The sequence below is a fragment of the Alphaproteobacteria bacterium genome (assembly GCA_025800285.1).
Lineage (GTDB): Bacteria > Pseudomonadota > Alphaproteobacteria > JAOXRX01 > JAOXRX01 > JAOXRX01.
On the sequence record JAOXRX010000019.1, the window covers coordinates 42,129 to 68,810 of the forward strand.

A 26,682-nucleotide genomic window follows, 5' to 3' on the forward strand; every position below is an offset into this window, starting at 1 on the left:
TGCTATATACTTGGTCCTTTTAATACTTCTTTTTCATTAATTATGATTTTATGAGGTATTTTATGCTTATTCTCAATCTTTTTAAAATCTTTATGAACCATATTTGGTCTAGGCTGTTCTTTAAAAACCAGTTTAATTTCCTCAGAATGAGTTTTATGTTTTGGGTTGTTAAAGAAATTCTTCTTAGATAACTCTTTATTTTTCTTTTGATTAACCGTATTGTGTATATGCTTAAAAAGTCTAGAGTTTTTTCTATTGTGTTTAATGAATAGGTTTTTCAACAGTTCTACTTCTTTTGTTTTAAGGTTTGGTAAGAAGTCTTCAGAGGTTTCTTTTTTACTAGATAAATGAGATAAATAATCCCACCCAGCTTTTAAGACTAAAGGATGAGCATTAGTGGTTAGGATTTTAACAGTGCTTCTAGGAGAAATGGATTTTGTTCTTAATACTCTTTCAGTTGTTATCCAATCTTCTTTAAGCATGTGTTCTAATATATTGACTGTATCTTTTGATAGTTTGCCTTCTCTATCATTTATTACTTTTAAATAATCTAGACAAGTATATTTTAAAATTGCATCATTTTCTGTTGAAAGTATATTGTTAACAACAGGCTCATCAATCATATGAAGCTCTACAATTTTCTTTTTATAATGATTACTTATTTTTATAGGTCTGCCTTCAACTTCTCCAGCTGCAAGGCTATTTAATATAGATTTAACTGCTGTTGGCAGTGTTGTATGGTTGTATAATAGCTTAATGTAATCAACTAGAGCATCTTGAACAATTTGACTTGTTTCAAATTGTAGCATTGTTTTTACAGTGTCTTCAGAAATAGTATTTAAGTTTACAATGTTTCTTCTTTCTTCAGGAGAAACTTCAATGCTATTTCTTACTCTATTTTCAAGAACAATCCTTGTTTCAATTCTTAGACTATCCTTTTCTCTTAAATTATTATATAGTTCATTATTAATATCAAAAGATAAGTCGTCTTTTCTAATAATATCTATTAATTTTTTTTCATCAAATTTTAAAGATTTAGCTATTTTAATTTTCGTATAATGTGTTGTTTTAGGGCTTATTAAATTCTCTCTTAGAAAATCAAAGTCAGTTTCTTCATCTAAGCTTTTCCCTAAGAGACTTTCAAAAATTTCTGCTAAAAACACTTCTCCGTATTGATTGCTTTCTATAAGATTCTTTAGAATTTTTTTATTTAATATGTTGCTTTGAATCATTTTATGTTTGCAGTAATCATCATATTCAGAATTATTATTAGAATCGCATATATATGATTCTAATCCATTATATATTATAGCTCTAGAAGTAGGATAATCTCTTAAAGATTCCTTTAATTCTTCTATTATCAAATCTATTTTTTCATAAAGATGAAGATTGTCATTACTGCTCAATGATAGAAGTAAATTTTTTATGTTTTCTTCATTCTTTGCAATTTCTTCATTGCTTTTAAATTTAAATATATTGATGCCATTATCCATAAGCTGTTATAGTCCTGTCACATTGATTTTTCCAATAAAACGAGACCTATTATATCACATATTTCAATATAATGCAACTTTTTGTAAAAAAGTGTTTTTATTTTAGCTGTTTAAGTAATTTTTTTATGCTTTGGATTTTTCTACAACTATCTGACCAGCCTGCACCAATAATACTTATTTGGTTGTCTGGATGTATTTTAAGTAGAGGGTTAGTCATGACAGTATTAATTAACTTATCAAAATCTTTTATCTTTTCTTCGTATAGTGTTATGCTTCCTCCGGACTTTCCAGCTTCTATTTTTGCTACTCCAGCTTCTTTTGCTAATATCTTTATTTCAACAGTTTCTAAAAGGTTTTTAAATTCCTCAGGCATTTCTCCAAATCTATCGATCATTTCTATATGGAAATCATTTATTTCTTTTAAATTTTCTAGTTTAGAAGCTCTTTTATATAAGCTCATTCTTAAAGACATATCCGGTACATATTCTGGAGAGATTAATACAGAAATGCCAATATTAATATTTACACTATGATTATCTAGAGATATATCCTCAATGCTACCACCCGCTTTAACTTGCTCAACAGCTTCTCTAAGCATGTTTTGATACATTTCAAGTCCGACCTCTTTTATATGTCCAGATTGTTGTTCTCCTAATAGGTTTCCAGCTCCTCTTATATCTAGGTCATAACTAGATAGTTGAAATCCAGCTCCTAAGGAATCAAGAGTCTCAATAACTTCTAATCTTTTTTTAGCTTTATCGGATAGAATCTTATCTTCTGAGTATGTAAAGTATGAGTATCCTCTGTATTTGCCTCTGCCAACACGACCTCTTAATTGGTATAGTTGAGATAATCCTAATATATCGCTTCTATGAAATATAATTGTGTTTGCTGAAGGGATATCAATACCTGTTTCAATAATATTTGTAGCAAGTAAAATATCTGCTTCTCCATTGTAGAATGCTGACATTTTCTCATCTAAATCTTTTCCAGATAATTGTCCTGTAGCTGTTATGTAGCTTAGCTCTGGAACTATTGTATCGAGTCTTTTTTGTATCTTAGGAATATCTTTAATTCTAGGGCAAACATAGAAGCTTTGCCCCCCTCGATAATGCTCTTTTAATAGAGCTTCTTTGATTATTACACTATCATAGGGTAGTATTGATGTTCTTATGGCTAGTTTATCAACTGGAGGGGTTGTGATAAGAGACAAATCTCTAACTCCAGTTAGAGATAGTTGGAGTGTTCTAGGAATTGGAGTTGCTGTTAATGTTAAGACATGAACATCATCTTTTATTGATTTTATTTTCTCTTTTTGTTTTACCCCGAATCTTTGCTCTTCATCAACTATTAATAAACCTAAGTTTTTAAATTTAACACTATCAGATAGTAAGGCATGAGTTCCTATTATTAAATCTATTGTTCCATCTGTGAGTCCCGCTTTAACTTTTTTTGCATGAGCTGGTGTTACTAATCTTGATAATTGTTCAACTTTAATACCAAAGTGCATAAAGCGGTTTTTGAAGTTTTTATAGTGTTGCATGCAGAGCAGGGTGGTTGGAACTATTATAGCTACTTGTTTGCCCGATTTTGCCATTGCAAAAGCTGCTCTAATAGCTATTTCAGTTTTACCAAAGCCTACATCACCACAAACCAATCTGTCCATAGCTTTGCCTGATTGCATATCATCTAAAACTTCATTTATAACTTTAATTTGATCTTCTGTCTCGTTGTATGGAAATTTTGAACAAAACTCTTGATATTCGCCTTGATTTATTTCAAGTTTCTCTACTTTCTTTAATTGCCTTTTTGCAGCAATTTTCATTAAGCCTTCAGCTATTGCAAAAAGGTTCTTCTTAACTTTTGCTTTTCTTGCTTGCCATGAAGAGCTTCCAAGTTTGTCTAGATTGCAATGTTCTTCTCCAAACATTGATAGCATGTCTAGATTTTCAACTGGAACGAAAAGTTTGTCTTCACCTTTATATACTATTTTTAAAAAGTCGTGCTTAATCCCCATTGATTCGATAACTTCTAAACCTTCAAATCTACCTATACCATGCTCTGCATGGACAACTAGGTCTCCAACATTAAGATTTGATATCTCTGATATAAAGTTATCAGCTTTAACTTCTCTTTTTGCTTTTCTAGATATTCTTTCACCTAATATATCTTGCTCTGTTATTATATAGAAGTCGTTATTCTCAAAACCTTTGTTTATTGGTGTTATGGCTAAGGATACAGAGATTTTTCTAGCTTCACTAATGTTATCTATTTTTTTGATGTTGCTGATGTCGTGTTCTCTTAATATAGAATTTATTCTATCTCTAGAGCCCTCAGAGTAGCAAGCTATAATTGTTTTTTTATTCTTTATATTATTTACTCTATCTTTTATATCTTCAAAAGAGTTTTTAGTGTTTGTAAAAGCATCTATAAATGAAAATCCTGCATCGAAGCTTTTGTCTTTTTCAGATTTGTTATCATGAAAGATATAAGTGCTTTTATTTTTTAATTGTTTTTCAAAGGCTTCCTCTGTTATAAAAGCTTCTTTCATAGGAATCGGCCTATATTTGTTTTCAGAACTTATTTCCAACATATCTAAGCGAGATTGATATAAGTCTTGTATCTCTGTTTGTCTGGAGTTTAAAGCCAATGTGTAATCAGCTTCTAAAGCGAATACATAGTTTTCACAATAATCAAATATAGAGCTCATTTGATTATATAAAAATGGTAACCAATGTTCCATTCCTGCAATTCTTCTCTTTTCATTTATAGCCTTTAATATAGGATCGTTAAATGAATTAGAAAAAGTTGATTTATATTGATTATTGAAGTTCTCTATATTTTTATCACTTAGGTTTAATTCATTAATAGGCAATATAGAGAAAGATTCTATATTTTTTATAGATGTTTGTTTTTCAGGATCAAAGCTCTTAATAGAGATAATTTTTTCTCCTTGTAGCATTATTCTAACAGGAGGCTCTACATTTGATAGGTATATATCTATAATATTATTCTTTATGGAAAATTGTCCACATTCTCTAACTGTGTTACTTTCGAAAAATGAGTTTTTATCAAGTTCTTGCCTTAGTTTTTCAAGATTTACAACATCTCCAATCTTATATGTTTTAATTTTTTGTGAGAAAAGATTTTCTTTAGAGGGTATTAATCTACTAATAGCCTTTATCGATGTTATTATTAGAATGCCATTGTTTTGGTTTTTAATAATCTTGTTTAAGCAAGATACTCTTGATGATGTTATCTCTATGGATGGAGATACTCTATCATAAGGTAAGCAATCCCATGCAGAGAAAACTTCAACATTAACATCTTTATTAAAGAATAAAGCTTGCTCTTTAATTTTATGACAATCACTATCATGGTTTGTTATATAAATTACCGCTCTGTCTGAGGCAAGTTCTGATAGCATTTTTACTTTAGAACTTGAGCATGCAGAGTATATATTCTGTGTAACTTTATCTTTAGAATCTAGGTGTAATTTAAACATGAGTAAAGTTATATATTAAAACTTATTTTTTTTCAATTGATATTTTTTTTAAATGATGTTATACAAATAAAGCAATTAAGAGAAAGGGCTTAAAATGTCAAAAGATATAATTTTAGAGATCGAAAAAATACTAGATGAAACTATTCGTCCAGCAATGCAAAATGATGGCGGAGATGTTACTGTAATTGATTACGATCCTGAAACAGGAACAGTATTCGTTCAGTTAGAGGGTGCTTGTGTTGGTTGTCCAATGTCAAGAATGACTTTAAAAGGCGGAGTTGAAAGAATTTTAACTGAAAAAATTGAAGAGGTTAAAAAGGTAGAGCAAGTATTGTAAAAAATACCTTGACTTTTTATTAGTTCTACTATATAAAAGTAGAACGATTAATTATATTAATAAGGAAGAAACTAAAAATGAAAAAAAATATACATCCAGAGTATGGACCAATGAAAGTAACACTATCTACAGGTGAAGTAGTTGAAATTAACTCTGTGTTGGGCGCTAAGGAAGGTTATGAAATGCATCTAGATATTGATTCTAATAACCATCCCGCTTACACAAAGTCTAAAGATTTTGTTGTGGTTGGTTCTTCACAAAGAAATAAATTCGAAGGTAGATTCGCAGGAATGTTTGCGGCATCAGCTAAGAAAGAAGAAAAATAATAATGAAACAGAATTATTTTGCATTTAACTATTTTTTTTGGACAAAGCGATTAAGGTCGGTTTGAGAATTTAGCTATTTGCAAAAATTTTAAGAAAAGACCTTTGAAAAAAGGTCTTTTTTTTATAACATAAGAAAGAGGTAAGTATGGAAAAACAATGGAGTGAGAAGTCTTGGCAAGAAAAAGAAAGAATACAAATGCCAACATATCCAAACACAGAAGAGTTAAAAGATGTTAAGGCAAAGCTTAGAAAAAGGCCTCCGCTTATTTTTGCTGGTGGAGTTAGAAATCTTAAAAAAGAGCTAGCTGAAGCAGGTAGGGGAGAAAGATTTGTTATTCAAGGTGGAGATTGTGCGGAGAGCTTTGACTCATTTGATACTCAATCTATTAAAGCAACTTTTGCTCATTTATTGCAAATGACAGCAATTCTTATGTTTAAAGCAGATAAAAGAGTTTGTAAGATTGGTAGAATGGCTGGTCAATTCGCTAAGCCTAGATCTAGTGATGTTGAAACAAGGGATGGTGTTTCTTTACCTTCATATAGAGGTGATATTATCAATGGTTATGATTTTAACGAAGAATCAAGAATACCTGATCCAAAAAGAATGTTAGAAGCTTATAATCAATCAGCATCTACTTTAAACTTTATTAGATCTCTTGCAGTAGAGGGCTATGCGGATTTGCATCTAGCTTCTAAGTGGCTTTTAGAATCTGTAAAAAATAGCCCAGCTAAAGCCAAATACCAAGAGCTAGCTTCAGATATTGAGACTATATTAGATTCTTTATCTAATGGTCATGTTATGGTTGATGGTTCAAAAGTTAGTGTGAAAGAGGCGGATTTTTATGTATCTCATGAAGCTTTATTGTTAGATTATGAAGAGCCAATGGTTAGAATAGATAGTTTAACAGGTGAAAAAGTAGATACTTCTGGTCATTTTCTATGGATTGGAAATAGAACAAGACAGCCTAATGGTGCTCATGTTGAATTTTTAAAAGGCATTATTAATCCTATTGGAATTAAGTGCGGGTCAAGTTTAACTCCTGATGAGTTGAAATCTTTAATTAAGACTATAAATCCAGATAATGAAGAAGGTAAAATTACTCTTATTGCTAGATTTGGTAAAGATAAAATAAGAGAAGATTTGCCACCACTAATTAATGCGGTTAAAGAAGAAGGTTTAAATGTTACATGGATTTCTGATCCTATGCATGGAAATGGTAAATCTTTAGAGGATGGGACAAAGACAAGGTTTTTCTCTGATATATTAGAGGAATTAGAGGCTTTCTTTGAAGTTTGTCAAGAAAATGGAGCTATCCCTGCTGGTATGCATTTAGAGATGACTGGTAAAGAAGTCACAGAATGTATTGGTGGTTCTTGTGATCTTAAAGATTTAAGTGCTAATTATGAAACTAAAGTTGATCCGAGGCTTAATAATGAGCAGGCATTAGAAATGGCATTTGATGTTGCTGAAATTATAAATAAGAAATCAAATAAGAAGAAAAATATAGCTTCGTTCACAATATAAAATAAAAAAGGAGGTTTTATAACCTCCTTTTTTATAAATTAAATACTTTTACTGCTCTTATTTTTTCGTCTCCAACTTCTTTCACAAAAGCTATAGGGGTTTTGTTATTTATAGCTAATGCAATGTTTTGAATTTTTTCTAACTTTGTTATACATAAGCCATTTTTTATTTTTTTAGCTTCTTCATTGTTTAGCTCTAATGTGTATAAATCTTTAAGAGCTTCCGAAATTGATATTACTTTTTTATTTGCATTAGTGAAATCTTCAGGCATTATAGATTGCTCTAAATTGAAGTCTCCTGACTGAGTTCTCTTTATTGATGTGCAATGTCCATAACAATTTAAATCAACTCCTAAGTCTCTAGCTAAAGACCTCATATAAGTTCCTTTGCTGCAAAACACTCTTATAGAACTTTCTTCTTCATTGTGATCCAATATTTCTATAGAAAATATTTCTACATCTTTTGCTCTTATTTTTACCTCTTTTCCTTGTCTTGCTAAATCGTAAGCTCTTTGTCCATTGATTTTGCAAGCAGAAAAGTTAGGAGGTGTTTGTTTTATTTTTCCTTGATAAGTATTTATAGCTTCTTTCAATTCTTGAAGTTTAGGGCGATTATCTGATGTTTTTATAACTTCACCTTCTGTGTCATCAGTAGATGTTTGTTCTCCCCATTTTATTTTTATTTCATATGTTTTTTTGTTATTAGTTAGGTAGGGTATCGCTTTGGTTGCTTCTCCTAATGCTACTGGCAAGACACCTTCTGCTAAAGGATCTAGTGTGCCCAAGTGTCCTATTTTTTGTTTTCCTATAGCTCTTTTTAATATGCCTAGAGCTTGATTTGATGTTATCCCTAAAGGCTTATATATAACTAAAAATCCATTTATCTTTTCCATAAGTTTTTAATATCATATAAAATGAAATTATACAAGATAAATAAAAGCTCCTATTTTTTTAGGAGCTTTTATAATTTTAATTTTCTGAAAATCTTTTGCCTCTTCTTTCTTTTATTTTATTCATTTTATTCTTTTGTCTATTATCTCTTCTTTCCATTCTTTTTTCTTTTTTCTGAGTTTTTCTATCTCTTTTTCTCTCTTTCATCTCTTCTTTTCGAGATTTTCTTTGTTCCATCATCTCTTCTTTATAGCTTTTTCGCTTTTCTTTCATGTCTTGTTGAAATTCTTTTCGTTCTTGCATCATATCTTGTTGAAATTCTTTTCGTTCTTGCATCATATCTTGCTTAAAATCTTTTCTGCTTTCTTTCATGTCTGAACGATAGCTCTTTCTTTCAGATTTCATGTCTGAACGGTAGTCTTTTCTTTCTTGTCTATATGATGGTCGACTGTTTTTAGCAGGTATTTTATTTTGAGCTATAGCTGTTGAAACGGATGTTGATAGGCTTAATACTGCTATCATAGTAATAATTTTATTTATTTTCATAATAAACTCCTTTCATATTATCTTTTTAAATAAAAACTATAAAATGGTTTTAGCATAAGTATAATAGAGATTGTTATCCAGCTTTTCCAACTCAATCTTAATAGTGCTTCAGGAAAAATTGATGCTAACATTATGCCAAAGCTAATGCATGCTAATTTTAGAAAAGCTATATCAGATAAAGATAGCTTTTGCATGCGGCTTTTTAAAAATTTGATTAATATCATAATAAATACTCCTCTTTTTTATGCTAATACTTTTTTTGTCTACTTGTAAAGAGTTTTTTATAGACATTTATAATGATTTATTGTATATAATATAAAAAATATATAATATGGAGATTAGATTAATATGGATGATTTGATATCAGTTGTTATACCTATCTATAATGTTGAGAAGTATTTACCTAGATGTTTAGATTCAGTTATAAATCAGGACTATAAAAATTTAGAGATAGTTTGTGTTAATGATGGCTCTCCTGACTCTTGTGCTGATATTTTAGAAAATTATAAACAAAAAGATGATAGAATTAAAATATATCATAATAAAAATGGTGGTCTTTCATTTTCTAGAAATTTTGGAGTCAATAATAGCTCTGGAAGTTTTATTTATTTTTTAGATTCGGATGATTATATATCAGAGAATTATATATCAGGATTATATAGTGCTTTAAAAAAATCTGATGCAGATTTTTCATATAACGATAAGCTTGTTAGTGTGTATGAGAATAAAAACATTAGCTCGAAGAATAAGTTAAAGCTTAATGAAGGATCTTATGATATTAAAGATATAAAATGGAATGAAATGAGAATAAGTGTATGCAATAAGCTTTTTAAAAGAGATTTTTTTAATAAATATTCATTAAATTTTGCTGAAGGTTTGATGTTTGAGGATCATCTCTTTAATATACAATTATTTCATTTTGCTAATAGGATTTCAATATCTAATGCGGGGGCTTACTTTTATACTAGAATAGGAGATTCTTTCTCTAATAGCTATTATGATAGTCAAGAGGAGAAGAGCTTTTTCTATGAAGTAGAGATCTATAGAAAAGTAATAGAGTTTTATAAAGAGTTTGGTAAGCAATCAGAAACAGAGTCTTTCAAATGGCTTTATAAGCATTTAGTAAAAACCTGTGATTTAAATAAGGATAATTTTTTAAAGGAGTTAAGAAAGTTATTTGAAACTTTCACTGAAGAATTTATGAGCTCTAGAAGTGGTTTTGAAGTTAAATTCTATAATTTAGTAATGAATCATGACAATGAGTTTGTTAAAAAAGAACTTGCAAAAAATAAAAAGAAAAAACTTCTTTTGAAGAATTTGAGAAATATAGCAAATATTATTAGATTTAAATAGTACTTTTGTACTTTAATTATCTAAAAGAACTGGACATTTTAATTAAAAGAATATATAACATAGATTAATGTTAAACTATAGTAAAAGGTTATTTGACAATAGCATGATTAAGGTTATAAAGAAAAAAATTATAAATACTGTTATGTATAAAAACTACCGCAAGATGTGGAAGTTTATAAAGCCTTATAAGTGGGCAGCTATAATCTCTTTGATTATGAGTGTTCCCATCGGTGCTTTGGAAGCTGGGGTTGCTTATCTTTTAAAACCTTTTATGGATACTGTATTAGTTGAGAAGTCAGTTTCAGCAAGTTATATTCCTATTGTAATAATAGGAATTACGATAATCCAAAGTATATTAATGTTTGTTTCTACATTCTTGAATGCTTATGTAGGAGAAAAGATATCCATAAATATTAAAAGTCAAATGTTTAAAAAGTTGTTAAATAGGGAACAAGCTTTTTTTGATAACAGCTCTTCAGGAGATATTATTTTTAACTTTAACAATAATGTTGATAATGCTTGTTCAGGTCTTTTGCAAAATATAAAAACTTTTTCAGTTAGACTTTGTTCATCAATAGCTCTTATAGTTGTTTTGTTTGTAAACTCTTGGAGGCTATCTATTTTAGCATTAATTGCTCTGTTTTTGGCTATGGTTCCATTAACAAATGTTAGAAAAAAGATAACAGAGGCTACAAAAGGAATATTTGCTTCCAGAGGATTGATTTTGACTCATTTTAATCAGGTGTTTCATGGTAATAAGATAATTCAGACATATAACTTAAAAAAATCAACTCAAAAAGATTTTGAAAAGACTTTAAATGATTTCTTTAAGCTAAAAATTAAAATAACAAAAAGAACTGGAGCAATATCTCCAGTTATGAATATACTTGTTGCTTGTGGTATTGCGGGAGTTATCTGGTATGGGGGCTCTTTAATAGAACAAGGCCATATTACTCCGGGTAGTTTTGTTTCTTTCACTGTATCATTAATGATGTTATATACACCTATAAAAAAAATAGGTAAGTTATTTGGGTCAGTTCAATTATCTTTTATTGCTATGGAAAGAATGTTTAAAATTCTAGAGCAAAAATCTGCTATTAATGATAGCAGTGATGCAAAAGTATTAAAAACAGTTAATCAAGGGATAGAATTTAAAGATGTAAACTTTAGATATGTAGGCAATAGACCTGTATTAAAAAATATTAATTTAAAAATAGATATGGGAAAAACATTTGCTTTTGTTGGTAATTCTGGAGGGGGCAAAAGTACACTGGTAAATTTAATACCTAGATTTTATGATATACAAGAAGGAAGTATAACAATAGATGGTAATGACATTAGAGATTTAACGATGAACTCTTTAAGAGATAATATCTCTGTTGTTTTTCAAAACAATTTCTTGTTTTCAGGGACTCTTAGGAAAAACTTGTTAGTAGGGAAACCTAAGGCAACAGAGGCAGAGTTAATGCATGCAATAAAATCTGCTTGCTTAGAGGATTTTGTAACTTCTTTACCAAAAGGTTTAGATACTCAAATTGGAGAAATGGGGTCTCTTCTCTCTGGTGGACAGAAACAAAGAATTGCAATTGCTAGAGCATTTTTGAAAGATGCTCCTATAGTTATATTAGATGAAGCTACTTCTGCTCTTGACAATAAATCAGAGAAAGTTGTACAACAAGCAATAGAAAATTTAATAAAAAATAAAACAGTTTTAATTATAGCTCATAGATTATCAACAATTAGGCATGCTGATAAAATAATAGTTATAGATAATGGGGAAATAGTAGAAAAAGGTAATCATAATTATCTTATAAATAAAGAAAATGGAGTGTATAGGTCTTTATATAAGACTCACTTTGTTGATAATAATAATAAATAATAGGTATAAAGAATGAAATTTAAAGCAGATAAATTAAAAAATCTTATAGACAATTACGATGTAGTATCTTTTGATATATTTGATACTCTTTTGTTGAGGCCTTATGCTAAGCCTGTAGATTTGTTTAGCCATTTAGAGCAACTAGAGAATGTTGAAGGCTTCGCTGAAGAGAGAGTTAATGCCGAAAGAAGAACAAGAAGAATTATAAAAGGGAATAATCCTAAATATGAAGACATCACACTTGATGAAATATATGAGGAAATAAATCCGAAGTTTAAATCTCTAAAGAAAAAAGAACTAGATTTAGAGGGTAAAGTATTATTCCAAAATTCTGAAATATATAATGTTTATAAATATGCTCTAAGGAAGAAAAAGAAAGTCATATTTGTTTCAGATATGTATTTACCAGCTACTTTTCTAAAGAAAGTTGTAGAAAAAAATGGATATGATAAGTATGAGAAATTATATGTATCTTCAGAATATAGAAAAGGAAAAGGGACAGGTAATCTTTACAAAGAAGTATTAAAAGATTTATCTCTAAAAGCAAAGAATGTAGTTCATATAGGGGATAACCATCATTCTGATTTTGTTCAGGCAAATAATATAGGTATAAAGGGGGTTCACTACCCTAAAGTGTTAGATAGGTTTATAAAATTATCTAATAATAATAAAAAAATAGAAGAATTTATTCAAAGACATAAATCTGTTGGTGGTTCAGCTTTAATTATGCAGATGGCAATAGATTTTGTTTTAGAAGGTAAAACATGGGAAAAAGATTATTGGTATTTAATGGGGAAATATTACGGAGGTTCTTTAGCTTACACATATTGTGATTATATTAGTGAAATAGTAAGTAATAACAATTTAAAAGATGTTGTGTTCGTAGCAAGAGATGGTTATTCTTTAGAAAAAGTTTTTAATATCTTAATGCCTAAAGTTAAGACTCATTATGTGTATGCTCCTAGAATTATGTCAGAAATGACATCATTTGCATTCCATAAAGATGATTCTATTTTAAAGAGAGCTATGAGAAGAAAAGCTTCAGATATTTTAAATAAAGATGTTGTTACAGATGAAGAGCTAGAGAAGTTTTCTGCAAAGAAATTTAAACAAATGAAAAAATATATTTCTTCATTTAAGTTAGATAAAAAATTTGCAATGGTTGATACTATAACTGGAAAGTTTTCTAGTCAATCTTTATTGGAGAAACTTGATGAAAACAAAGATATTTTGGGTATATATTGGCATATTTTACCTGAAGCTAAAGTGATGAGCAAAGATTTTAAATGTGATAACCTTATAGAAGAGAAATTTAATAGTATTAAATATTGGACTATTTTTGAGTTTTTCATAGGAGCCCCTGAACGACCTATAAAAGATTTGGATGAGAATAATAAACCAGTATATATAGATATCAATAAACATGAAGAGAAAAGGTTGTCTGTATATGGTGATATTACACAAGGTATCATTGATTTAACAAAAGAGTTGACAAGTAGTTTGCAAACAAAAAAGCTATTTTTCTCTATTGAAGATGTAGTTTGTTTAATAGACTGTCTATGCTATTGTGCTCCAACAAATTTAGATAAGAAAAACTTCTCTGGAATTTATTTTGCTCCTTTGTCAGATCATAAACACTATGAGCCTTTAATGATATCCAATAAAGGTGATGTAGCGAATAAGTATATAAGACCACCTTGGAATAACCTAAAAGAAAATAGCTTAGAAATAACTAAAGATATTTATGGTTATAATATAAAAGCAGGTATTCCTTATGTTTTAGAGTATAAAAGAGTTAAAAAATATGATTCTAATAAATGGGGAATATATTTATTCGGTGTTCAATTATTAAAAAAGAAAAGAACAGCAACTCGTAAGAAAAATTGGATTTTATATATAAAAGTGAAAGATGGGTATAAAACTTTTAAGCCTAAAAACAAAGATAAAAAATCATTTTTACATGTTAAGTTTTATAAAAAAGAGATTATAGGTGAAGTAATAAGAAAAAGATTTATTATTATTTCTTTCAGAAATCTGAAAACTACGGATATAGCTTTTAAATTTACGGTTGCAAAGATTATATTTAATAAAAATCAAGATAAGAGTCTAAAAGAATTTTATTTGTTTGGAATTAAGGTTCTTTCAAAATTAAAAACTTTGGAAGAACATAAGTTATCTCTATTTAATATTGTGTTATTTAATAAAGAGGCTTTAATTAAAGAAAATATAAAGAGCTCATTTTCTCCTGTTGTTAATAAAGATAATAAGTATGAGGATATTTTGAAAGAAGCAGAGCATATTTCTAGAGAGATGACTCCCGCTGAAAAAGCAAAAACATCAAAACTTAAAAACAAGTATAAAGGTAAGAAATGTATAATTATAGGAGGGGCTCCTTCTATTAATGATTTAGATTTAAGTAAATTAAATAATAGTGATTATATTTTGTTTAGTGCTAATAGGGGATACAAATTAAAAGAAAAGGGTTTGAATAAAACTCATTATCACTTTTTGACTGATAGTAAATTTATTCCTGAGTTTGAATCTGAAATTGATAAGGATTTTGCGGACTCGTTTATTATTAATACAGATTGTGTTAAATATTTTAAATTTAAAAAAGATTATAGTACTGTTTCGTTTTTCCATACTCCACAAAAACTTAATAGGTTTTGTGTTAGTGATGATATGACAAAGTATTGTCATTCTGGCTTTACAGTGGTTTCTATAATGCTTATGATGGCTAGATACATGGGTATTAAAGAAATATATTTAATAGGTGTTGATTTGTCTTTTAATAAAGATAACAATCATTTCTATAAAGATTCTAAAGGAGAACAGGGTAGGTGTCTTAACAATTCTATAAAGGATAAAGAAGGCATGTTTAATTGGATAAAAAAAGCAAATAAAGCTTTTACGGAAGAAGGAATTAAGTTAAGGAATGCTTCTCCTAACCCAAAATCTTTAGATTTCATGAAGAAGATTAAGTATAGTAAGTTGTTTTAAAATAGGAGGAATATCATATGGGGCTTTTAAATGAAAAATATATAAATCAGTATGAAGAATTACATAATAGTAAAGAGGATTTTGGAACTAGCTCATTAAGTTTTATTGAAGAAATTTGTTTTATAATTAATATATATAAACCTAAAACAATATTGGATTATGGTTGTGGCAAGGGAGTTTTAGCTGATAAGCTTCAAGAAATTTATAAAAATAAAAAAATATATAAATATGATCCTGCAATAAAAGAATATAGTAAAATTCCAGTTAATAAGGTTGATATGGTTATTAATACAGATGTATTAGAGCACATTCCTGAGCAAGATATACCTAATATATTAGAGCATATATCCTCCATTTGTAGGTTTGCATATTTTAATTTGCACCATGCTAAAGCACAGAATATTCTCCCTAATGGAGAAAATGCCCATTGTACAGTTAAAGATCCTGATTGGTATGATAATATAATAGGAAAATATTTTAAAAATATTACTCATTTGAGCAGTAGAAATAGTTATAACACAGTTGTTATAACTAAGAAATTAAATAAAAAAAATAAAAAGAAGTATTATGAAATAATTGATAAACCTATAAATTACGACCTTAATATAATAAGAAAGAGTTATATTAAATTTTTAGGTGTTAAGTTATTTGAATATAAGTTGTTATCTAGTAGAGATTTGACAATAAAAATATTAAACATACCTGTTTTTAAAAGAAAAATAAAAAACAATTTTACGAGGTTTTATATTTTGGGAATATATTGTGTAAAATATGCTAATTTTTTAAAGAAATAAATAAATAGCTCTTGGTTATATTAACCAAGAGCTATCATTTTATATAGCCGTTAATGTTTTGGGTTTAGGGTGCTTTACCTTTATATCTCTAACTTTTTGTTGCCAAGCTTCAACACCATTTTCAGTAATAAACTCTATTTGCTGAGATAGTGTTCCGTACTCCATTTTTCTTAGCTGTTTATAATCTTTTTTAGTTTCTAATTTTTTAATTTCTTCATCTGTTAATTTTTTAATTTTATTATCTATATTTATATATTTAAGCATAAATTATATCCTTTCATCTATATATCCATTTGTGAATAGTTGGTTTATTGATATATTCCCAGATGAAGTGAATTTTACATACCATATCTGAGCATCATTGTTAGTCTTTATACCATTGAGGTTAATGCTTTGTTGTTCAATTAAATCATTTTCAAGGGTTAGAAAAAACTCGGGTCTAGGAGTGGAGCTTTTATAACCACTCCAAAAATAATGATTAGACCATCCAGAGTTTTTATGAGTAATTTTATTTATAACTAAGGGGTTTAATATAATGCCTTTAGGAATGGATAAATTTATTTTTGTTGCAACTGTTGGCTCTCCTATATTATTGTAGATAGGGTATTTATATATTACTTCTAAGCCCCCATTAGCTGTTGCAAAGCTATCAAAAGGAATTATATCTCCGTTACTATCTGTTATAAGTGATGCGACTCTTCTTTTTGCCCCAGATATATTAGAGCCATTAACATCATCTAATATAAATCTTGTAGTCCCAGAATTGTAATCAGCCCAAAGGTGAATAGAAGCATTAGATAATGTTGGAGTGATCCCATTAGCCCAGCTTGAGTTTAGGGTTATATTTATAGAATTAGAACTTACAATTATATCTTGAGTGTCATTGCTAGATCTTGCTTTAAAAGATGATATATCAATAATTTCATCTGGGTTTGAAGAGTTGTTAGAAATTACACCTCCGCAAATCATATTTGGAGATGATATGCCACCGGAAGTAGTGCTGTTTACTGTGAAATTAGGATATGTACCGGTAACAGAAATGTCAATTCCTCCATTTATTGTAACGGTTTTATCATATAGATTTTGTGTCCCTTCTGATAAGTTATCGCTATTGAATGAATTTAAATTTGAAATGAATCCGCTATCATTTGTTATATCGCTAGTACTGGCAGGAATGTTAGGTTTATTAGTTAAGTCATTATAACTACCACTGTTTGCCACATTCGCTAAATTAGTTAAGTTGTTTTTATTGTCAGTTATCTTTGTTTCTGCAGTGGTTACTCTTGTTGTTAAAGTGTCAACAGAGCTCTGGCTCGCTTTGCTACCAATAGATGAAGAGTTAGCTTCTATTTTGCTTTTGGCTCTAATATTCCAATCACTTTGTTTTGTATCAGAAATACCTCCAGTTAATTTTTCAGAATCTGAAGATATTGTTAATAAGTCTGTTTTTGATGCTCCACTACCTCCATCAATTGAAGATGTTATCTCGTCAACATATTTTTTTGTAGCTATATCTAAAGACAAATTTGGAGTATATCCATCTATTAAGCTAATACTACCATCTTTTTTTAATATCTCTGCAGAATTGGCTTTTGTTGCAATACTTAATTTATTATTGGATATAGCAGTTTGATTGCTTAATGTTAATGTTTTAACATCGTCAACATATCCTTTTGTCGCAATGCTTAGGTTATGACTAGGGATGTATCCTGTATCTATATTTACACTGCCATCTTTTTTTAATACTTCTGAGGACTCTGCTTTGTTTGCTAAGCTAGATGTGTTGCTAGATATGTTGGATTTATTAATTGTTATTTGAGCTGTACTTTCATCTACAAACTTTTTTGTTGTTATATCGTAATCAGATACAGGGGTGTAGCCTGAATTAAGTTCGACACTGCCATCTTTTTTTAAAACATCCTCAGAGTTTGCTTTCATGGCAATATTGCCTGTGTTATTGGATATATTTGTCTTATTTGTTGTAATGTCATTAGTGTTTTGTGTTATAGAGGCTTTATTTACATCTAAAGACTCAAAATTAGAGTTACATTTTTGAAATGCTGCTCTAATAGAATCTCCTGTGTCGTCGTTTGCTATAGTGCCGACATTTATTTTTTGAGTTGTCATATTTGTCTCCTTTTTGGGATTAAAAAAAAGAGCACTCCTTATGGGAAATGCTCTTCGTGCTAATTCTAATAAATTAATTTAGGATATAATTCCTATTTTGTCAAGTTTTTTTTCTTGACAAAGTATATAAATAATATATAATTCTAATTATTGTATTTATTAGAAAGGATTATAATATGAATTTTAGTTTTAAAAAAATAATTTTTACTTTTGTTTTTGCTTTAGTTGTTTCTTCGGCAAGAGCTGATGTGGTTAATGAGTATAGGGATTATACGAAAGATGGATATATATCTTCAACAATGATATATAATAATGAAACAAATTCTGGAGAAAAAACTAAGCAAAGAGCGATAGAAACATATGGAGAATATAATATTTCAGATAATGTTATTGGAACTTTTAGATATACAACAGGTAATGTAAGAAATATAGATGATTCTGGTTCTCTTAATGATAGTTTGCATATAGCATCTGCTGGTCTTAGGTTTCGCTGGCCTGTTGTTAAAGATAAGCTTCATTTAGGGTTTAAAACTAATGTGGTTCATAGAGATTATAGTGAAATACAGGGGATTAGTTATAGATTTATGCCAGTTATTGAATTTGATCCATATAGTTTTTTAAATATGAGATATATTTATGAATTTGATTATATTCCAAGTGGCTCTTATAAAAGTTCTGAAACTTCTGGTGGTAAAACAGATCAAGAGAATGCTTTATATATAAGATTAATGCCTTGGAAATATTTTTCAAATAGTAAAAATGGCTTAGAATATGAGGTTAAAATTGCTAGTGGTGTTGGTAATGATAAAGTAAGTGGAAAAAGTAAATGGGATTTAAGTTATGAACATAATTTAGATTATAAAATTGCAGATAAATTTAAGCTTAAATACTCTATAGTTAGAGAAGGTGCAGATTGGGGATATCAAACATTTGGTTTAAATTATAGTTATAATTTTTAAATTACAGAGTTATTATATGTATTAAATATTTTTGTTTAATTTAAATTTGATAAAAAAGTATAATTACAAAAAAAGCGGTTTAAGTTAATAAAATGTCAAGTTTTTTATAAAAAACTTGACATTTTTTGTATTTGAATATACATTGATAATGAGAATATGTTCATAACTAAAAGGATTTTTTATGCCAAGACCAAGAAAATGTAGAAATGTATCTGAAGACTTAGTTAATTATTATTATAAACCAAGAGGAATTAAGATATCTGAACTTCAACAAGTAGTCTTGAAGCATGATCAGTTAGAGGCCTTGAAGTTAGCTGATGCAGAAGAAATGACTCAGGAAGAGGCTTGTAAGCTTATGAATATTTCTCGTTCAACTTTCTCTCGACTTGTAAATGAAGCAAGAAAGGTTGTTGCTCAAGCTTTGATTAATGGTTGGGCTATAAAAATAGAAGAGGGAATTTTTAAAAAAAAATAAAGAAAGGAGGTTGCTATGCCAAATAGAGATGGAACAGGTCCTAGAGGTTGTTTTAGAGGAAATAACTTTGGGAAAAGAGGTAACTGTTTACTAAATAGCTCAAATAAAGAAGCTATATTAGAAAAAATAAATGCTCATCAAGCTAGAATTAAATTACTACAAAACAGACTTGATGAGCTAGATAAACAGGTTTCCTAACACCTGATTAACCAAGGCAGAGTTAAATAACTTAGCTCTGCTTTTATATAGTATAGCAGTAAAATAAATTAAAACAAGGGAAAAATAAATGTCAAAAGAGAAACTATATGATTCAGACTCTTTACAAGTAATGAAGGTTACAAAAGATTCTATTAATAAGTCAAGAATAAAAGAGCTAATAGATTTTGCAAAGAACTCTGGTATAAATAAAATAGGGGTGGCTAATTGTTTATCAATGGAAAAATATGCTCAATCCCTAAAAGAGATATTAAAACAAGAGGGCTTTGATGTTATTACAGTAAATTGTAAAGATAGCGGTTTAACAAATGCAGATTTATTTGGAGAAGAGCTAAAAGGATTAAGCTGTGACCCAGCTCATCAGGCTAAGGTTCTTAACGATAGCGAAACAGAGTTAAATATTAATATAGGATTATGTTTAGGGCATGGTTTAGTGTTTAATAAAAATTCAAATGCTCCTGTAACTACTTTAATAGTGAAAGACTTTTCAACAAAACATAACACAGCGAAGGAGCTATAATGTCAAAAGAGGTAATATATAAAGATAGTGTTTCTCATTTAGTAATGCCGAAAGATTTAAATTCGTATGGAACTTTATTTGGAGGTACTTTGATATCATGGATGGATGAGCTAGCAGTTATTCTGGCTATAAAAATTACAGGAAAAGAGTGTGTAACTACGAGGTTTGATAATATTGAGTTGACAAAAAGTGTTTTTGTTCATGATGTGCTTGAGGTAAAAGCAAAAGTAACAAGTATGAAAAGATGCTCTATGGTTATGGATGTTAATGTATTTAGAGTGAAAAAAGGTGAAGATGATGAATATGTTGCAGGAGGGCAGGTAAAGTTTGTTGCTTTAGATGAAAATAAAAAAATAACAACTTTGATGTAGATAACTTTTTTATAAGTAATAGTTATGTATTTATATTAATTTAAAAGAAGAGTTTTTTAAAAAGGACTCTTTTTTTATTGCCTGTTATATTATTTTATGTTATACAAAAAAATATTTATAAGGAAGTGCAATGAAAGAAGATTTAATATCAGTTATAATACCTTTTTATGGGGTTCAAGATTATATAGGAGAGTGTTTAGACTCTGTGATTAATCAAACATATCAAAATATAGAAATATTGTGTATAGACGACTTGGGGAGAGATGACTCTATTAACATAGTGAAGGCTAAAGCAAAACAAGATAGCAGAGTTAAAATTATAACTCATGAAGAAAATCTCGGGCTTGGAGGGGCTAGAAATACAGGTATAGCTAATGCAAAAGGTAAATATATTTGGTTTTTAGATTCAGATGATTTGTTTAAATATGCTGATATTTTAGAAAAAGTTCATATGTGTGCAGTGGATAGTAATACAAGTGTTGTATATACTCATTTTGATAATTTTATTTTAGATGATGACGGTGTTAAAAATATATACCCTCAAAAGTTTCAAAAATCTAGGGAAAATAAAACTTATAAGGTAAATAGTAGAACTATCGGTAAAATGCCTATTTGTGCTTGGAGTAAGTTGTATAAAAAAGATATATTTGATAACAAGGACTTAAGATTTACAAATCATATACACTTTGAAGATTTAGAGTTTTATTATAAACTTCTATGCAATATAGATTTTATGTGTTTCTGTGATTGTAAAGCGGTTCTTTATAGACAAAGAACAAATAGTATAATGGCTAATAGTAAAACAGATAGAGATTTACAGGATTTTATGTATATAAATAAATCAATATACTCTTATCTGAAGGATACAGGTAAACTTAAAAAGTTTAAATCTAATTTTTCAAGAACTATAAAAAGCTCTGGAAGAGTTTTATTACAATCTAGTAAAGAGTTGGCTAGATCTTATGTAGAAGAATTAAAAAATGATAGCTCTATTCCTTTATACTTAAAGAAAATAGCAATTAAAAAATTAAGAAGATAATTAGGAGTTTATAATGAAAATCATATCAGCAAAAGAAATATTTTATAAAAATTATAGATTTGATTTAATATACAAATATCTTTTTTTAAAGTATAAAGATTTACCTTTTAAAGAAAGTAATTATTTTAAAAACTTATATCTTTATCAAATAAAGATATTTAATGGGTTCAAAGAGGATGATAAAAATACATTAGAACACTTTGAGGAAAGCTTTTTAACTCTTTTTGATAGTTTAAAAAATAATGGGTTTGATGCTAAAAAGGGACTTATTCCATTAAATAAAGAGCAGCAGTTAGTAAATGGTGCTCACCGTTTAGTTTCTTGTTATTTTTTAAATAAAGATGTATCAGTTGATGAGAAAATCAGCGAAGATAATAGCTGCTATGATTATAGATTCTTTCTTAAGAGGGGTTTGAGAAGTGATATTGCAGATTTTGGAGCTTTAGAGTTTGTAAAGAGTAATCCTTATTCTTTTATAATTAATATTCAGCCTAGAGCAAATATTAAATTAGATTCTAAAGTTGAAAACATTATTGAAGAATATGCTAATATATATTATAAAAAGAATGTTAAATTAAATTTAAATGGTTTAGTTAATATAAAAAAACTTTGTTATAAAGATACAAAATGGATAGGAAACTATAAGAATGGTTTTTCTGGTGCTCAAGAGCATGCAGAAAATTCTTTTGATAGCAGTAACCCAATGAGAGTATATGTTGTTACATGTGAAAGTCTAGATGAAATGGTCGCTCTTAAATCTAAAGTTAGAGAGATATATAATATAGAAAATTACTCTATTCATATAAATGATACACATGAAGAAGCAATAGAGCTTGCAGAAGTGTATTTCAATGATAATACTCTAGAATATTTTAATTCAGTTCCTTTTAATTACAAAAATTCTTTAATAGATAGTCAGGTGAGCTATTTGCATAAATATATTAAAAAAAATAATATCGACAAAAATGATATTTGCATAATAGGTAGCTACCCTATGGGACTTTGGGGATTAAGACAAATAAGAGATTTAGATTTTATTTCAGCTAATAAAAATATACCATGTACAGGAAATGCAGAAGTTAATTTTGATGATGGTTCTGAGCATAATCTTCATAAAGATGAGCTATAACTAATATACAATCCTGAAAATCATTTTTACTATAAAGGTATAAAAGTTATTACTTTAAATGAATTAAAAAATTTTAAAGAAAAAAGAATGGAGATACCAAAGGATATTAATGATATAAAATTAATAAAATCTAATAATAACTCTAACTGTTTTAATTTTAATAAAAAAATAAACTTGGCAAGAATTAAGTATTTAATTAAATCTAAAATTAAAAAAGCTAGAAGGTTTGTTATACAGATAAAGTTAAAAAAAGATGTCAAAATAATAAGAATATTAGGTGTTTATATTATCAATACTAATAAATAAGTTAATATTTTCATAAAAAGGCTTGTTGATATTTGTTTTTCATGTTATAACCGTCGCTCATTATGAGATTAAAAGAAGGAATTAAGATGAAAAAAATAAATTTGAAAAAGATATTTTCTAAAAAAGAATTATTATCAGGGTTAACTGTGGCATTGGCTCTTGTTCCAGAGGCAATAGCTTTTGCTTTTGTTGCCGGTGTTGAGCCTTTAGTTGGGTTATATGCAGCATTTATAGTAGGGCTATTAACATCTATATTTGGAGGAAGACCAGGTATGATTAGTGGTGCAACAGGTGCTCTGGCAGTTGTTATGGTCGAGCTGGTTCACTCTCATGGAGTAGAATATTTATTCTCTGCTGTTGTGTTGATGGGAATAATTCAAATTATTATAGGAGCTCTAAAACTTGGTAAATACTCAAGAATTATACCAGAAACAGTTATGTTGGGTTTTGTTAATGGTCTTGCAATTGTTATCTTTTTAGCTCAATTAAATAGCTTTAAAATGGATGGAGAATGGTTGACAGGCTTAAGCTTGCTTGTACCAATGATTATAGTTGCTATAACAATGCTTATGATGCATTTTTTACCAAAGATTAATAAAAATATACCAGGGGCTCTATTAGCTATTATAGGTATAACATCGGTAGTTAGTTTATTTAACATAGATGTTATAACTGTTGGTGATATAGCAGGAGTTAAAGGTGGATTACCTAAATTCCATATACCAGCAGTTCCTTTTAGTTTAGAGACTTTAGAGGTTATATTCCCTTATGCTTTCATATTTGCTTCGATTGGTTTAATAGAATCTTTAATGACTCTTAGATTAGTTGATGATGTTACAGACACAAGAGGTTGTTCTGATAGAGAGTGTATAGGGCAAGGTATTGCAAACACTGTAACAGGCCTATTCGGAGGAATGGGTGGTTGTGCTATGATAGGGCAAAGTATGATTAATATGGATAATGGTGGAAGGAAAAGACTTTCAGGTATAGCTGCTGCATTATTCTTATTATCATTTATATTGTTTGGCTCAAGTTTAATAGAGGCAATTCCGGTGGCAGTATTAACAGGTGTTATGTTTATGGTAGTTATATCTACATTTGAGTGGTTAAGTTTCAAGATTATTAAGAGAATACCAAAGAGTGATGCTTTTGTTATTATTTTAGTTACAATAGTTACAATCTTCTCAGATTTAGCAATAGCTGTTGGTCTAGGGATTATTGCTTCTAGTTTGGTTTTTGCTTGGAAAAAAGGAAATAATATTCTTATTGAATATAGTGAAGTTAAAGATGATGTGAAAGAATATCATGTTAAAGGTGTGCTGTTCTTTGGTTCAACCGCTAATTTCAATGAGAGATTTAATCCAGCAAAAGACCCTAAAAAAGTTATAATAAATTTTGGTCATGCAAGAATATTTGATTACTCTGGATTAGAAGCTTTAAGCCTACTATCAGAAAAGTATGCTAAACAAGGAAAGCAGTTATTAGTTAAAAATATTAGCAATGACTGTAAAAGAATGTTAGATAAAGTAGAGAATTTAACAAAAATTAACTTTTTAGATGAAGAATCTGTTTAGTTTTAACTTAAGTATATTGATGTAAAAAAGCTCTGTCAATTGACAGAGCTTTTTGTTTTACTTTAATAAATTATTGCTTAACTTGATTTATGAACCTTTTAAAAATTCTTTTTACTTTTTGTTTAGAGAAGAAGTTTATCTTTGTTATTGGTATAAGCTCATTATGCTCAAACCCGTCAATAGCATAGATGTTGATTCTATCTTTGTTATTTTGTATTACAAAATTTTCTGCTCTACAATCAGAAAAGTGTAACTTGTTTTTAATAAAGTTATCTCTTATATTATTTAGCTCTTTTTCTATATCAGAGTCAAATCCATGTTTGTTTAAATATGTTTCTAGATTTTCTCCTTGTATAAACTCAAAAACACTACCTAAGCCTTTATTTGTTTCAATGGTACCATAAAACATAGGTATATATTTAAAGGCATCTGCAATTTCCCTTTTCTTTAGCTTTTTGAGACTATGAATCTCTTCATGAGATTTATCATAGTATTTATTGTATTGGTTTTGTGATTTTTATAAACCTGTTGGTTTTTCTCTTATTAATTTTTTCTTGCAACTTTTTAATATTAACAACTTTTATACACTTTTTGCTATCTTGAGGGTGTTTATATACAGTTCTTTTGCCACCTTCTCCAATAATGTCTTTATCTGATAATGCTAACATAAAATCTTTCCTCACTTTTTAAATAAAATTTATATATTAATATTAAACAAAATGCAATAGGGATTAATAAAAAATGAAAAAAGCTTGACTTTTTATGTGTTATCATTTAAGTATTTACTTAAATATGATTCGCAAAGGATGGGTAAAATGAAAAATAAAGAGGCAATCAAACTTCTATCGGCTATAGCTCAGGAGAATAGGCTAAAGATATTAAAGATGATTATAAGTTCTGAAAAAGAAGGGTTATGCCCTTGTCACATGATTGAAGATCTTGATATGACAAATGCAGGTCTTTCATCTCATTTAAGAGTTTTAGAAGATGCGCGATTAATTAGCAAAAAGAAAAGAGGAAAATTTATTCATTATTTTGCTGATTGTAAAAAAATTAAAAATCTTGGGGACTTCTTAATAGAGGGGTGCTCTAAATATAGTTGTGGTGATAATATTAAGAGTGGAGTATAATATATGTTGAAAATTTTTGATATTTTAGCGGATTTGGTGGTTTATAATTGGTTAGGGTTAGCAGTAGACACAAGGTTGGCAGAGTCTTTACATTTTTTTGTTCTAGATGTAACTAAAATTCTATGCTTGCTAGCTTTAATAATGTTTGTAGTTTCATTCTTTAGAGCAAGATTAAATACAGATAAATTAAGAACATATTTAGAGAGTAAGCCTAAATGGTTAGCTTATATTCTTGCTGTGAGTTTAGGGGCTATTACACCATTTTGCTCTTGTTCATCTATTCCTTTGTTTATAGGTTTTTTAGAAGCAGGAATCCCTTTTGGAGTAGTTATGGCATTTTTAATCACATCTCCAATGATAAATGAAGTCGCTGTTCCTATTTTATGGGGAGAGGTTGGTACAACTATTACCTTAACTTATATTGCTACTGGTATGATAGCGGGAATAGCAGGGGGCTTGTTTATGGATAAAATGGGCTTTAAAAAATATGTTGAAGATTATGTTTGGGATTTAAAAATAGGTAAAAATAATTTAAAAGAGAATAAAATGTCTATTAGACAGAATATTGAATATGCTTATAACTATGCAAAAGATACTATTAAGAAGTTAACTCCATATATTTTAATTGGTATTGCTATAGGAGCATTTATTCATGGCTATGTTCCAGCAACATTCTTTGAGAAATATGCTGGAGAAGATAATTGGTTTGCTGTTCCTTTCGCTGTTTTATTTGGAATACCTTTATATACTGATGCTGTTGGAATAATACCTGTGGCAAAGGTTTTAATAGCAAAGTCTGTACCAATAGGAACAGTTTTAGCTATGATGATGAGTGTAGTAGCTATCTCTTTGCCAGAGATGATGATTTTGAGAAAAGTTATGAAGCCCAAGTTGATAATATATTTTGCATTAACATTATTTGTAATGTTTAACATTGTGGGATATTTTTATAATTTATTATTTTAATTAAGGAGATTTATGTATGACTAAGTGTATTAAAGTTTTAGGATCAGATTGTTGCTCTACTTGCTCTAATCTAAAGAGTGCAATTGAAAAGATTATTGTAGATAAAGAAGTAGATGCTACAGTTGAGAAAGTTACAGATATTGCTGAAGTTATGAAATACGGAGTGATGTCAACTCCAGCAGTTGTTATTGATGAAGAGGTTAAATGTTCTGGTCGTTCTCC

Annotated in this window: 27 protein-coding genes; 19 read left to right on the forward strand and 8 right to left on the reverse strand. The window is 28.7% G+C overall.

Annotation, left to right across the window (positions count from 1 at the left end):
• Positions 1-2 precede the first annotated feature (2 nt).
• Both OIF36_00295 and mfd read right to left on the reverse strand, forming a co-directional pair.
• Entirely contained in the window at positions 3-1,493 is a 1,491-nt protein-coding gene (locus tag OIF36_00295) for a hypothetical protein (GenBank protein ID MCV6598911.1), read from the reverse strand.
• A gap of 97 nt (positions 1,494-1,590) precedes the next feature.
• Positions 1,591-4,998 carry a transcription-repair coupling factor gene (mfd, locus tag OIF36_00300; protein MCV6598912.1) on the reverse strand — a complete coding sequence of 1,136 codons (3,408 nt, stop codon included), beginning with the start codon at positions 4,996-4,998 and terminating at the stop codon, positions 1,591-1,593.
• 94 nt (positions 4,999-5,092) lie between these two features.
• On the opposite strand from mfd, the gene OIF36_00305 reads away from it, so the two are divergent.
• From OIF36_00305 to OIF36_00315, 3 genes are all read left to right on the forward strand, one after another.
• Entirely contained in the window at positions 5,093-5,335 is a 243-nt protein-coding gene (locus OIF36_00305) for a NifU family protein (GenBank protein ID MCV6598913.1), read from the forward strand.
• Positions 5,336-5,412: 77 nt separating this feature from the next.
• The gene (gene rpmE / locus OIF36_00310; GenBank protein ID MCV6598914.1) at positions 5,413-5,661 is read left to right on the forward strand and encodes a 50S ribosomal protein L31; all 249 of its coding nucleotides are present in this window, start codon (positions 5,413-5,415) and stop codon (positions 5,659-5,661) included.
• A gap of 145 nt (positions 5,662-5,806) precedes the next feature.
• On the forward strand, positions 5,807-7,186 hold the full coding sequence (locus OIF36_00315) for a 3-deoxy-7-phosphoheptulonate synthase (protein MCV6598915.1): 1,380 nt from the start codon (positions 5,807-5,809) through the stop codon (positions 7,184-7,186).
• Between the two features lie 31 nt (positions 7,187-7,217).
• On the opposite strand, the gene truB is transcribed toward OIF36_00315, so the two are convergent.
• Complete coding sequence (gene truB, locus OIF36_00320; GenBank protein MCV6598916.1) at positions 7,218-8,078, reverse strand: tRNA pseudouridine(55) synthase TruB; 861 nt, start codon at positions 8,076-8,078, stop codon at positions 7,218-7,220.
• A 76-nt stretch (positions 8,079-8,154) separates the two neighbouring features.
• Positions 8,155-8,622, reverse strand: a complete 468-nt coding sequence (locus tag OIF36_00325; protein ID MCV6598917.1) for a hypothetical protein — start codon at positions 8,620-8,622, stop codon at positions 8,155-8,157.
• A 348-nt stretch (positions 8,623-8,970) separates the two neighbouring features.
• Here OIF36_00325 and OIF36_00330 point away from each other — a divergent pair, with 348 nt between their 5' ends.
• From OIF36_00330 to OIF36_00345, 4 genes are all read left to right on the forward strand, one after another.
• Positions 8,971-9,975 (forward strand): glycosyltransferase, encoded by a 1,005-nt coding sequence (locus OIF36_00330; GenBank protein ID MCV6598918.1) that lies wholly within the window; start codon positions 8,971-8,973, stop codon positions 9,973-9,975.
• A 103-nt stretch (positions 9,976-10,078) separates the two neighbouring features.
• Positions 10,079-11,854 (forward strand): ABC transporter ATP-binding protein/permease, encoded by a 1,776-nt coding sequence (locus OIF36_00335; protein ID MCV6598919.1) that lies wholly within the window; start codon positions 10,079-10,081, stop codon positions 11,852-11,854.
• Positions 11,855-11,866: 12 nt separating this feature from the next.
• Positions 11,867-14,854 carry an HAD-IA family hydrolase gene (locus tag OIF36_00340; GenBank protein MCV6598920.1) on the forward strand — a complete coding sequence of 996 codons (2,988 nt, stop codon included), beginning with the start codon at positions 11,867-11,869 and terminating at the stop codon, positions 14,852-14,854.
• Between the two features lie 17 nt (positions 14,855-14,871).
• Positions 14,872-15,648, forward strand: a complete 777-nt coding sequence (locus OIF36_00345; protein ID MCV6598921.1) for a class I SAM-dependent methyltransferase — start codon at positions 14,872-14,874, stop codon at positions 15,646-15,648.
• A gap of 39 nt (positions 15,649-15,687) precedes the next feature.
• Here OIF36_00345 and OIF36_00350 read toward each other — a convergent pair whose 3' ends face one another.
• Together OIF36_00350 and OIF36_00355 are read right to left on the reverse strand one after the other, a co-directional pair.
• Complete coding sequence (locus tag OIF36_00350) at positions 15,688-15,912, reverse strand: hypothetical protein (protein MCV6598922.1); 225 nt, start codon at positions 15,910-15,912, stop codon at positions 15,688-15,690.
• 3 nt (positions 15,913-15,915) lie between these two features.
• The gene (locus OIF36_00355) at positions 15,916-17,775 is read right to left on the reverse strand and encodes a hypothetical protein (GenBank protein MCV6598923.1); all 1,860 of its coding nucleotides are present in this window, start codon (positions 17,773-17,775) and stop codon (positions 15,916-15,918) included.
• Between the two features lie 176 nt (positions 17,776-17,951).
• On the opposite strand from OIF36_00355, the gene OIF36_00360 reads away from it, so the two are divergent.
• From OIF36_00360 to OIF36_00400, 9 genes are all read left to right on the forward strand, one after another.
• Positions 17,952-18,734, forward strand: a complete 783-nt coding sequence (locus OIF36_00360; GenBank protein MCV6598924.1) for a hypothetical protein — start codon at positions 17,952-17,954, stop codon at positions 18,732-18,734.
• Between the two features lie 181 nt (positions 18,735-18,915).
• Positions 18,916-19,209: a DUF134 domain-containing protein gene (locus tag OIF36_00365; GenBank protein MCV6598925.1), complete on the forward strand. Its 294-nt coding sequence runs from the start codon at positions 18,916-18,918 to the stop codon at positions 19,207-19,209.
• Positions 19,210-19,224: 15 nt separating this feature from the next.
• A complete protein-coding gene (locus OIF36_00370; protein ID MCV6598926.1) occupies positions 19,225-19,407 on the forward strand; it encodes a hypothetical protein in 183 nt (60 codons plus the stop codon).
• Between the two features lie 88 nt (positions 19,408-19,495).
• Positions 19,496-19,945 carry a DUF1847 domain-containing protein gene (locus OIF36_00375; GenBank protein MCV6598927.1) on the forward strand — a complete coding sequence of 150 codons (450 nt, stop codon included), beginning with the start codon at positions 19,496-19,498 and terminating at the stop codon, positions 19,943-19,945.
• Complete coding sequence (locus tag OIF36_00380) at positions 19,945-20,316, forward strand: hypothetical protein (GenBank protein MCV6598928.1); 372 nt, start codon at positions 19,945-19,947, stop codon at positions 20,314-20,316. The genes OIF36_00375 and OIF36_00380 overlap by 1 nt, the downstream gene beginning before the upstream one ends.
• Before the next feature lie 130 nt (positions 20,317-20,446).
• On the forward strand, positions 20,447-21,355 hold the full coding sequence (locus OIF36_00385) for a glycosyltransferase (GenBank protein MCV6598929.1): 909 nt from the start codon (positions 20,447-20,449) through the stop codon (positions 21,353-21,355).
• 13 nt (positions 21,356-21,368) lie between these two features.
• The gene (locus OIF36_00390; GenBank protein MCV6598930.1) at positions 21,369-22,484 is read left to right on the forward strand and encodes a hypothetical protein; all 1,116 of its coding nucleotides are present in this window, start codon (positions 21,369-21,371) and stop codon (positions 22,482-22,484) included.
• 87 nt (positions 22,485-22,571) lie between these two features.
• Positions 22,572-22,790, forward strand: a complete 219-nt coding sequence (locus OIF36_00395; GenBank protein MCV6598931.1) for a hypothetical protein — start codon at positions 22,572-22,574, stop codon at positions 22,788-22,790.
• Between the two features lie 86 nt (positions 22,791-22,876).
• On the forward strand, positions 22,877-24,364 hold the full coding sequence (locus OIF36_00400; protein MCV6598932.1) for a SulP family inorganic anion transporter: 1,488 nt from the start codon (positions 22,877-22,879) through the stop codon (positions 24,362-24,364).
• Between the two features lie 70 nt (positions 24,365-24,434).
• On the opposite strand, the gene OIF36_00405 is transcribed toward OIF36_00400, so the two are convergent.
• Both OIF36_00405 and OIF36_00410 read right to left on the reverse strand, forming a co-directional pair.
• A complete protein-coding gene (locus OIF36_00405; protein MCV6598933.1) occupies positions 24,435-24,833 on the reverse strand; it encodes a PhoP regulatory network YrbL family protein in 399 nt (132 codons plus the stop codon).
• A 25-nt stretch (positions 24,834-24,858) separates the two neighbouring features.
• Entirely contained in the window at positions 24,859-25,032 is a 174-nt protein-coding gene (locus OIF36_00410) for a PhoP regulatory network YrbL family protein (protein ID MCV6598934.1), read from the reverse strand.
• Between the two features lie 147 nt (positions 25,033-25,179).
• Between OIF36_00410 and OIF36_00415 the strand changes: the two genes are divergently transcribed.
• The 3 genes from OIF36_00415 to OIF36_00425 form a co-directional block, all read left to right on the forward strand.
• Positions 25,180-25,494, forward strand: coding sequence for a metalloregulator ArsR/SmtB family transcription factor (locus OIF36_00415; GenBank protein MCV6598935.1), 315 nt, complete (start codon positions 25,180-25,182; stop codon positions 25,492-25,494).
• 3 nt (positions 25,495-25,497) lie between these two features.
• Positions 25,498-26,460 carry a permease gene (locus OIF36_00420; protein ID MCV6598936.1) on the forward strand — a complete coding sequence of 321 codons (963 nt, stop codon included), beginning with the start codon at positions 25,498-25,500 and terminating at the stop codon, positions 26,458-26,460.
• Between the two features lie 16 nt (positions 26,461-26,476).
• On the forward strand, positions 26,477-26,682 hold a 206-nt coding region (locus tag OIF36_00425), incomplete at its 3' end, for a thioredoxin family protein (protein ID MCV6598937.1).

Excerpts from the sequence above, each read along its gene's own strand:
- OIF36_00340 (MCV6598920.1), top strand. The coding sequence starts at position 11,867 with ATGAAATTTAAAGCAGATAAATTAAAAAATCTTATAGACAATTACGAT.
- OIF36_00325 (MCV6598917.1), bottom strand. The coding sequence starts at position 8,622 with ATGAAAATAAATAAAATTATTACTATGATAGCAGTATTAAGCCTATCA.
- OIF36_00370 (MCV6598926.1), top strand. The coding sequence starts at position 19,225 with ATGCCAAATAGAGATGGAACAGGTCCTAGAGGTTGTTTTAGAGGAAAT.
- OIF36_00295 (MCV6598911.1), bottom strand. The coding sequence starts at position 1,493 with ATGGATAATGGCATCAATATATTTAAATTTAAAAGCAATGAAGAAATT.
- OIF36_00350 (MCV6598922.1), bottom strand. The coding sequence starts at position 15,912 with ATGCTTAAATATATAAATATAGATAATAAAATTAAAAAATTAACAGAT.
- OIF36_00410 (MCV6598934.1), bottom strand. The coding sequence starts at position 25,032 with ATGTTAGCATTATCAGATAAAGACATTATTGGAGAAGGTGGCAAAAGA.
- OIF36_00400 (MCV6598932.1), top strand. The coding sequence starts at position 22,877 with ATGAAAAAAATAAATTTGAAAAAGATATTTTCTAAAAAAGAATTATTA.
- OIF36_00360 (MCV6598924.1), top strand. The coding sequence starts at position 17,952 with ATGAATTTTAGTTTTAAAAAAATAATTTTTACTTTTGTTTTTGCTTTA.
- OIF36_00385 (MCV6598929.1), top strand. The coding sequence starts at position 20,447 with ATGAAAGAAGATTTAATATCAGTTATAATACCTTTTTATGGGGTTCAA.
- truB (MCV6598916.1), bottom strand. The coding sequence starts at position 8,078 with ATGGAAAAGATAAATGGATTTTTAGTTATATATAAGCCTTTAGGGATA.
- OIF36_00375 (MCV6598927.1), top strand. The coding sequence starts at position 19,496 with ATGTCAAAAGAGAAACTATATGATTCAGACTCTTTACAAGTAATGAAG.
- OIF36_00345 (MCV6598921.1), top strand. The coding sequence starts at position 14,872 with ATGGGGCTTTTAAATGAAAAATATATAAATCAGTATGAAGAATTACAT.
- OIF36_00315 (MCV6598915.1), top strand. The coding sequence starts at position 5,807 with ATGGAAAAACAATGGAGTGAGAAGTCTTGGCAAGAAAAAGAAAGAATA.
- OIF36_00390 (MCV6598930.1), top strand. The coding sequence starts at position 21,369 with ATGAAAATCATATCAGCAAAAGAAATATTTTATAAAAATTATAGATTT.
- OIF36_00355 (MCV6598923.1), bottom strand. The coding sequence starts at position 17,775 with ATGACAACTCAAAAAATAAATGTCGGCACTATAGCAAACGACGACACA.
- mfd (MCV6598912.1), bottom strand. The coding sequence starts at position 4,998 with ATGTTTAAATTACACCTAGATTCTAAAGATAAAGTTACACAGAATATA.
- OIF36_00305 (MCV6598913.1), top strand. The coding sequence starts at position 5,093 with ATGTCAAAAGATATAATTTTAGAGATCGAAAAAATACTAGATGAAACT.
- OIF36_00330 (MCV6598918.1), top strand. The coding sequence starts at position 8,971 with ATGGATGATTTGATATCAGTTGTTATACCTATCTATAATGTTGAGAAG.
- OIF36_00420 (MCV6598936.1), top strand. The coding sequence starts at position 25,498 with ATGTTGAAAATTTTTGATATTTTAGCGGATTTGGTGGTTTATAATTGG.
- OIF36_00415 (MCV6598935.1), top strand. The coding sequence starts at position 25,180 with ATGAAAAATAAAGAGGCAATCAAACTTCTATCGGCTATAGCTCAGGAG.
- OIF36_00335 (MCV6598919.1), top strand. The coding sequence starts at position 10,079 with ATGATTAAGGTTATAAAGAAAAAAATTATAAATACTGTTATGTATAAA.
- rpmE (MCV6598914.1), top strand. The coding sequence starts at position 5,413 with ATGAAAAAAAATATACATCCAGAGTATGGACCAATGAAAGTAACACTA.
- OIF36_00365 (MCV6598925.1), top strand. The coding sequence starts at position 18,916 with ATGCCAAGACCAAGAAAATGTAGAAATGTATCTGAAGACTTAGTTAAT.
- OIF36_00380 (MCV6598928.1), top strand. The coding sequence starts at position 19,945 with ATGTCAAAAGAGGTAATATATAAAGATAGTGTTTCTCATTTAGTAATG.
- OIF36_00395 (MCV6598931.1), top strand. The coding sequence starts at position 22,572 with ATGGAGATACCAAAGGATATTAATGATATAAAATTAATAAAATCTAAT.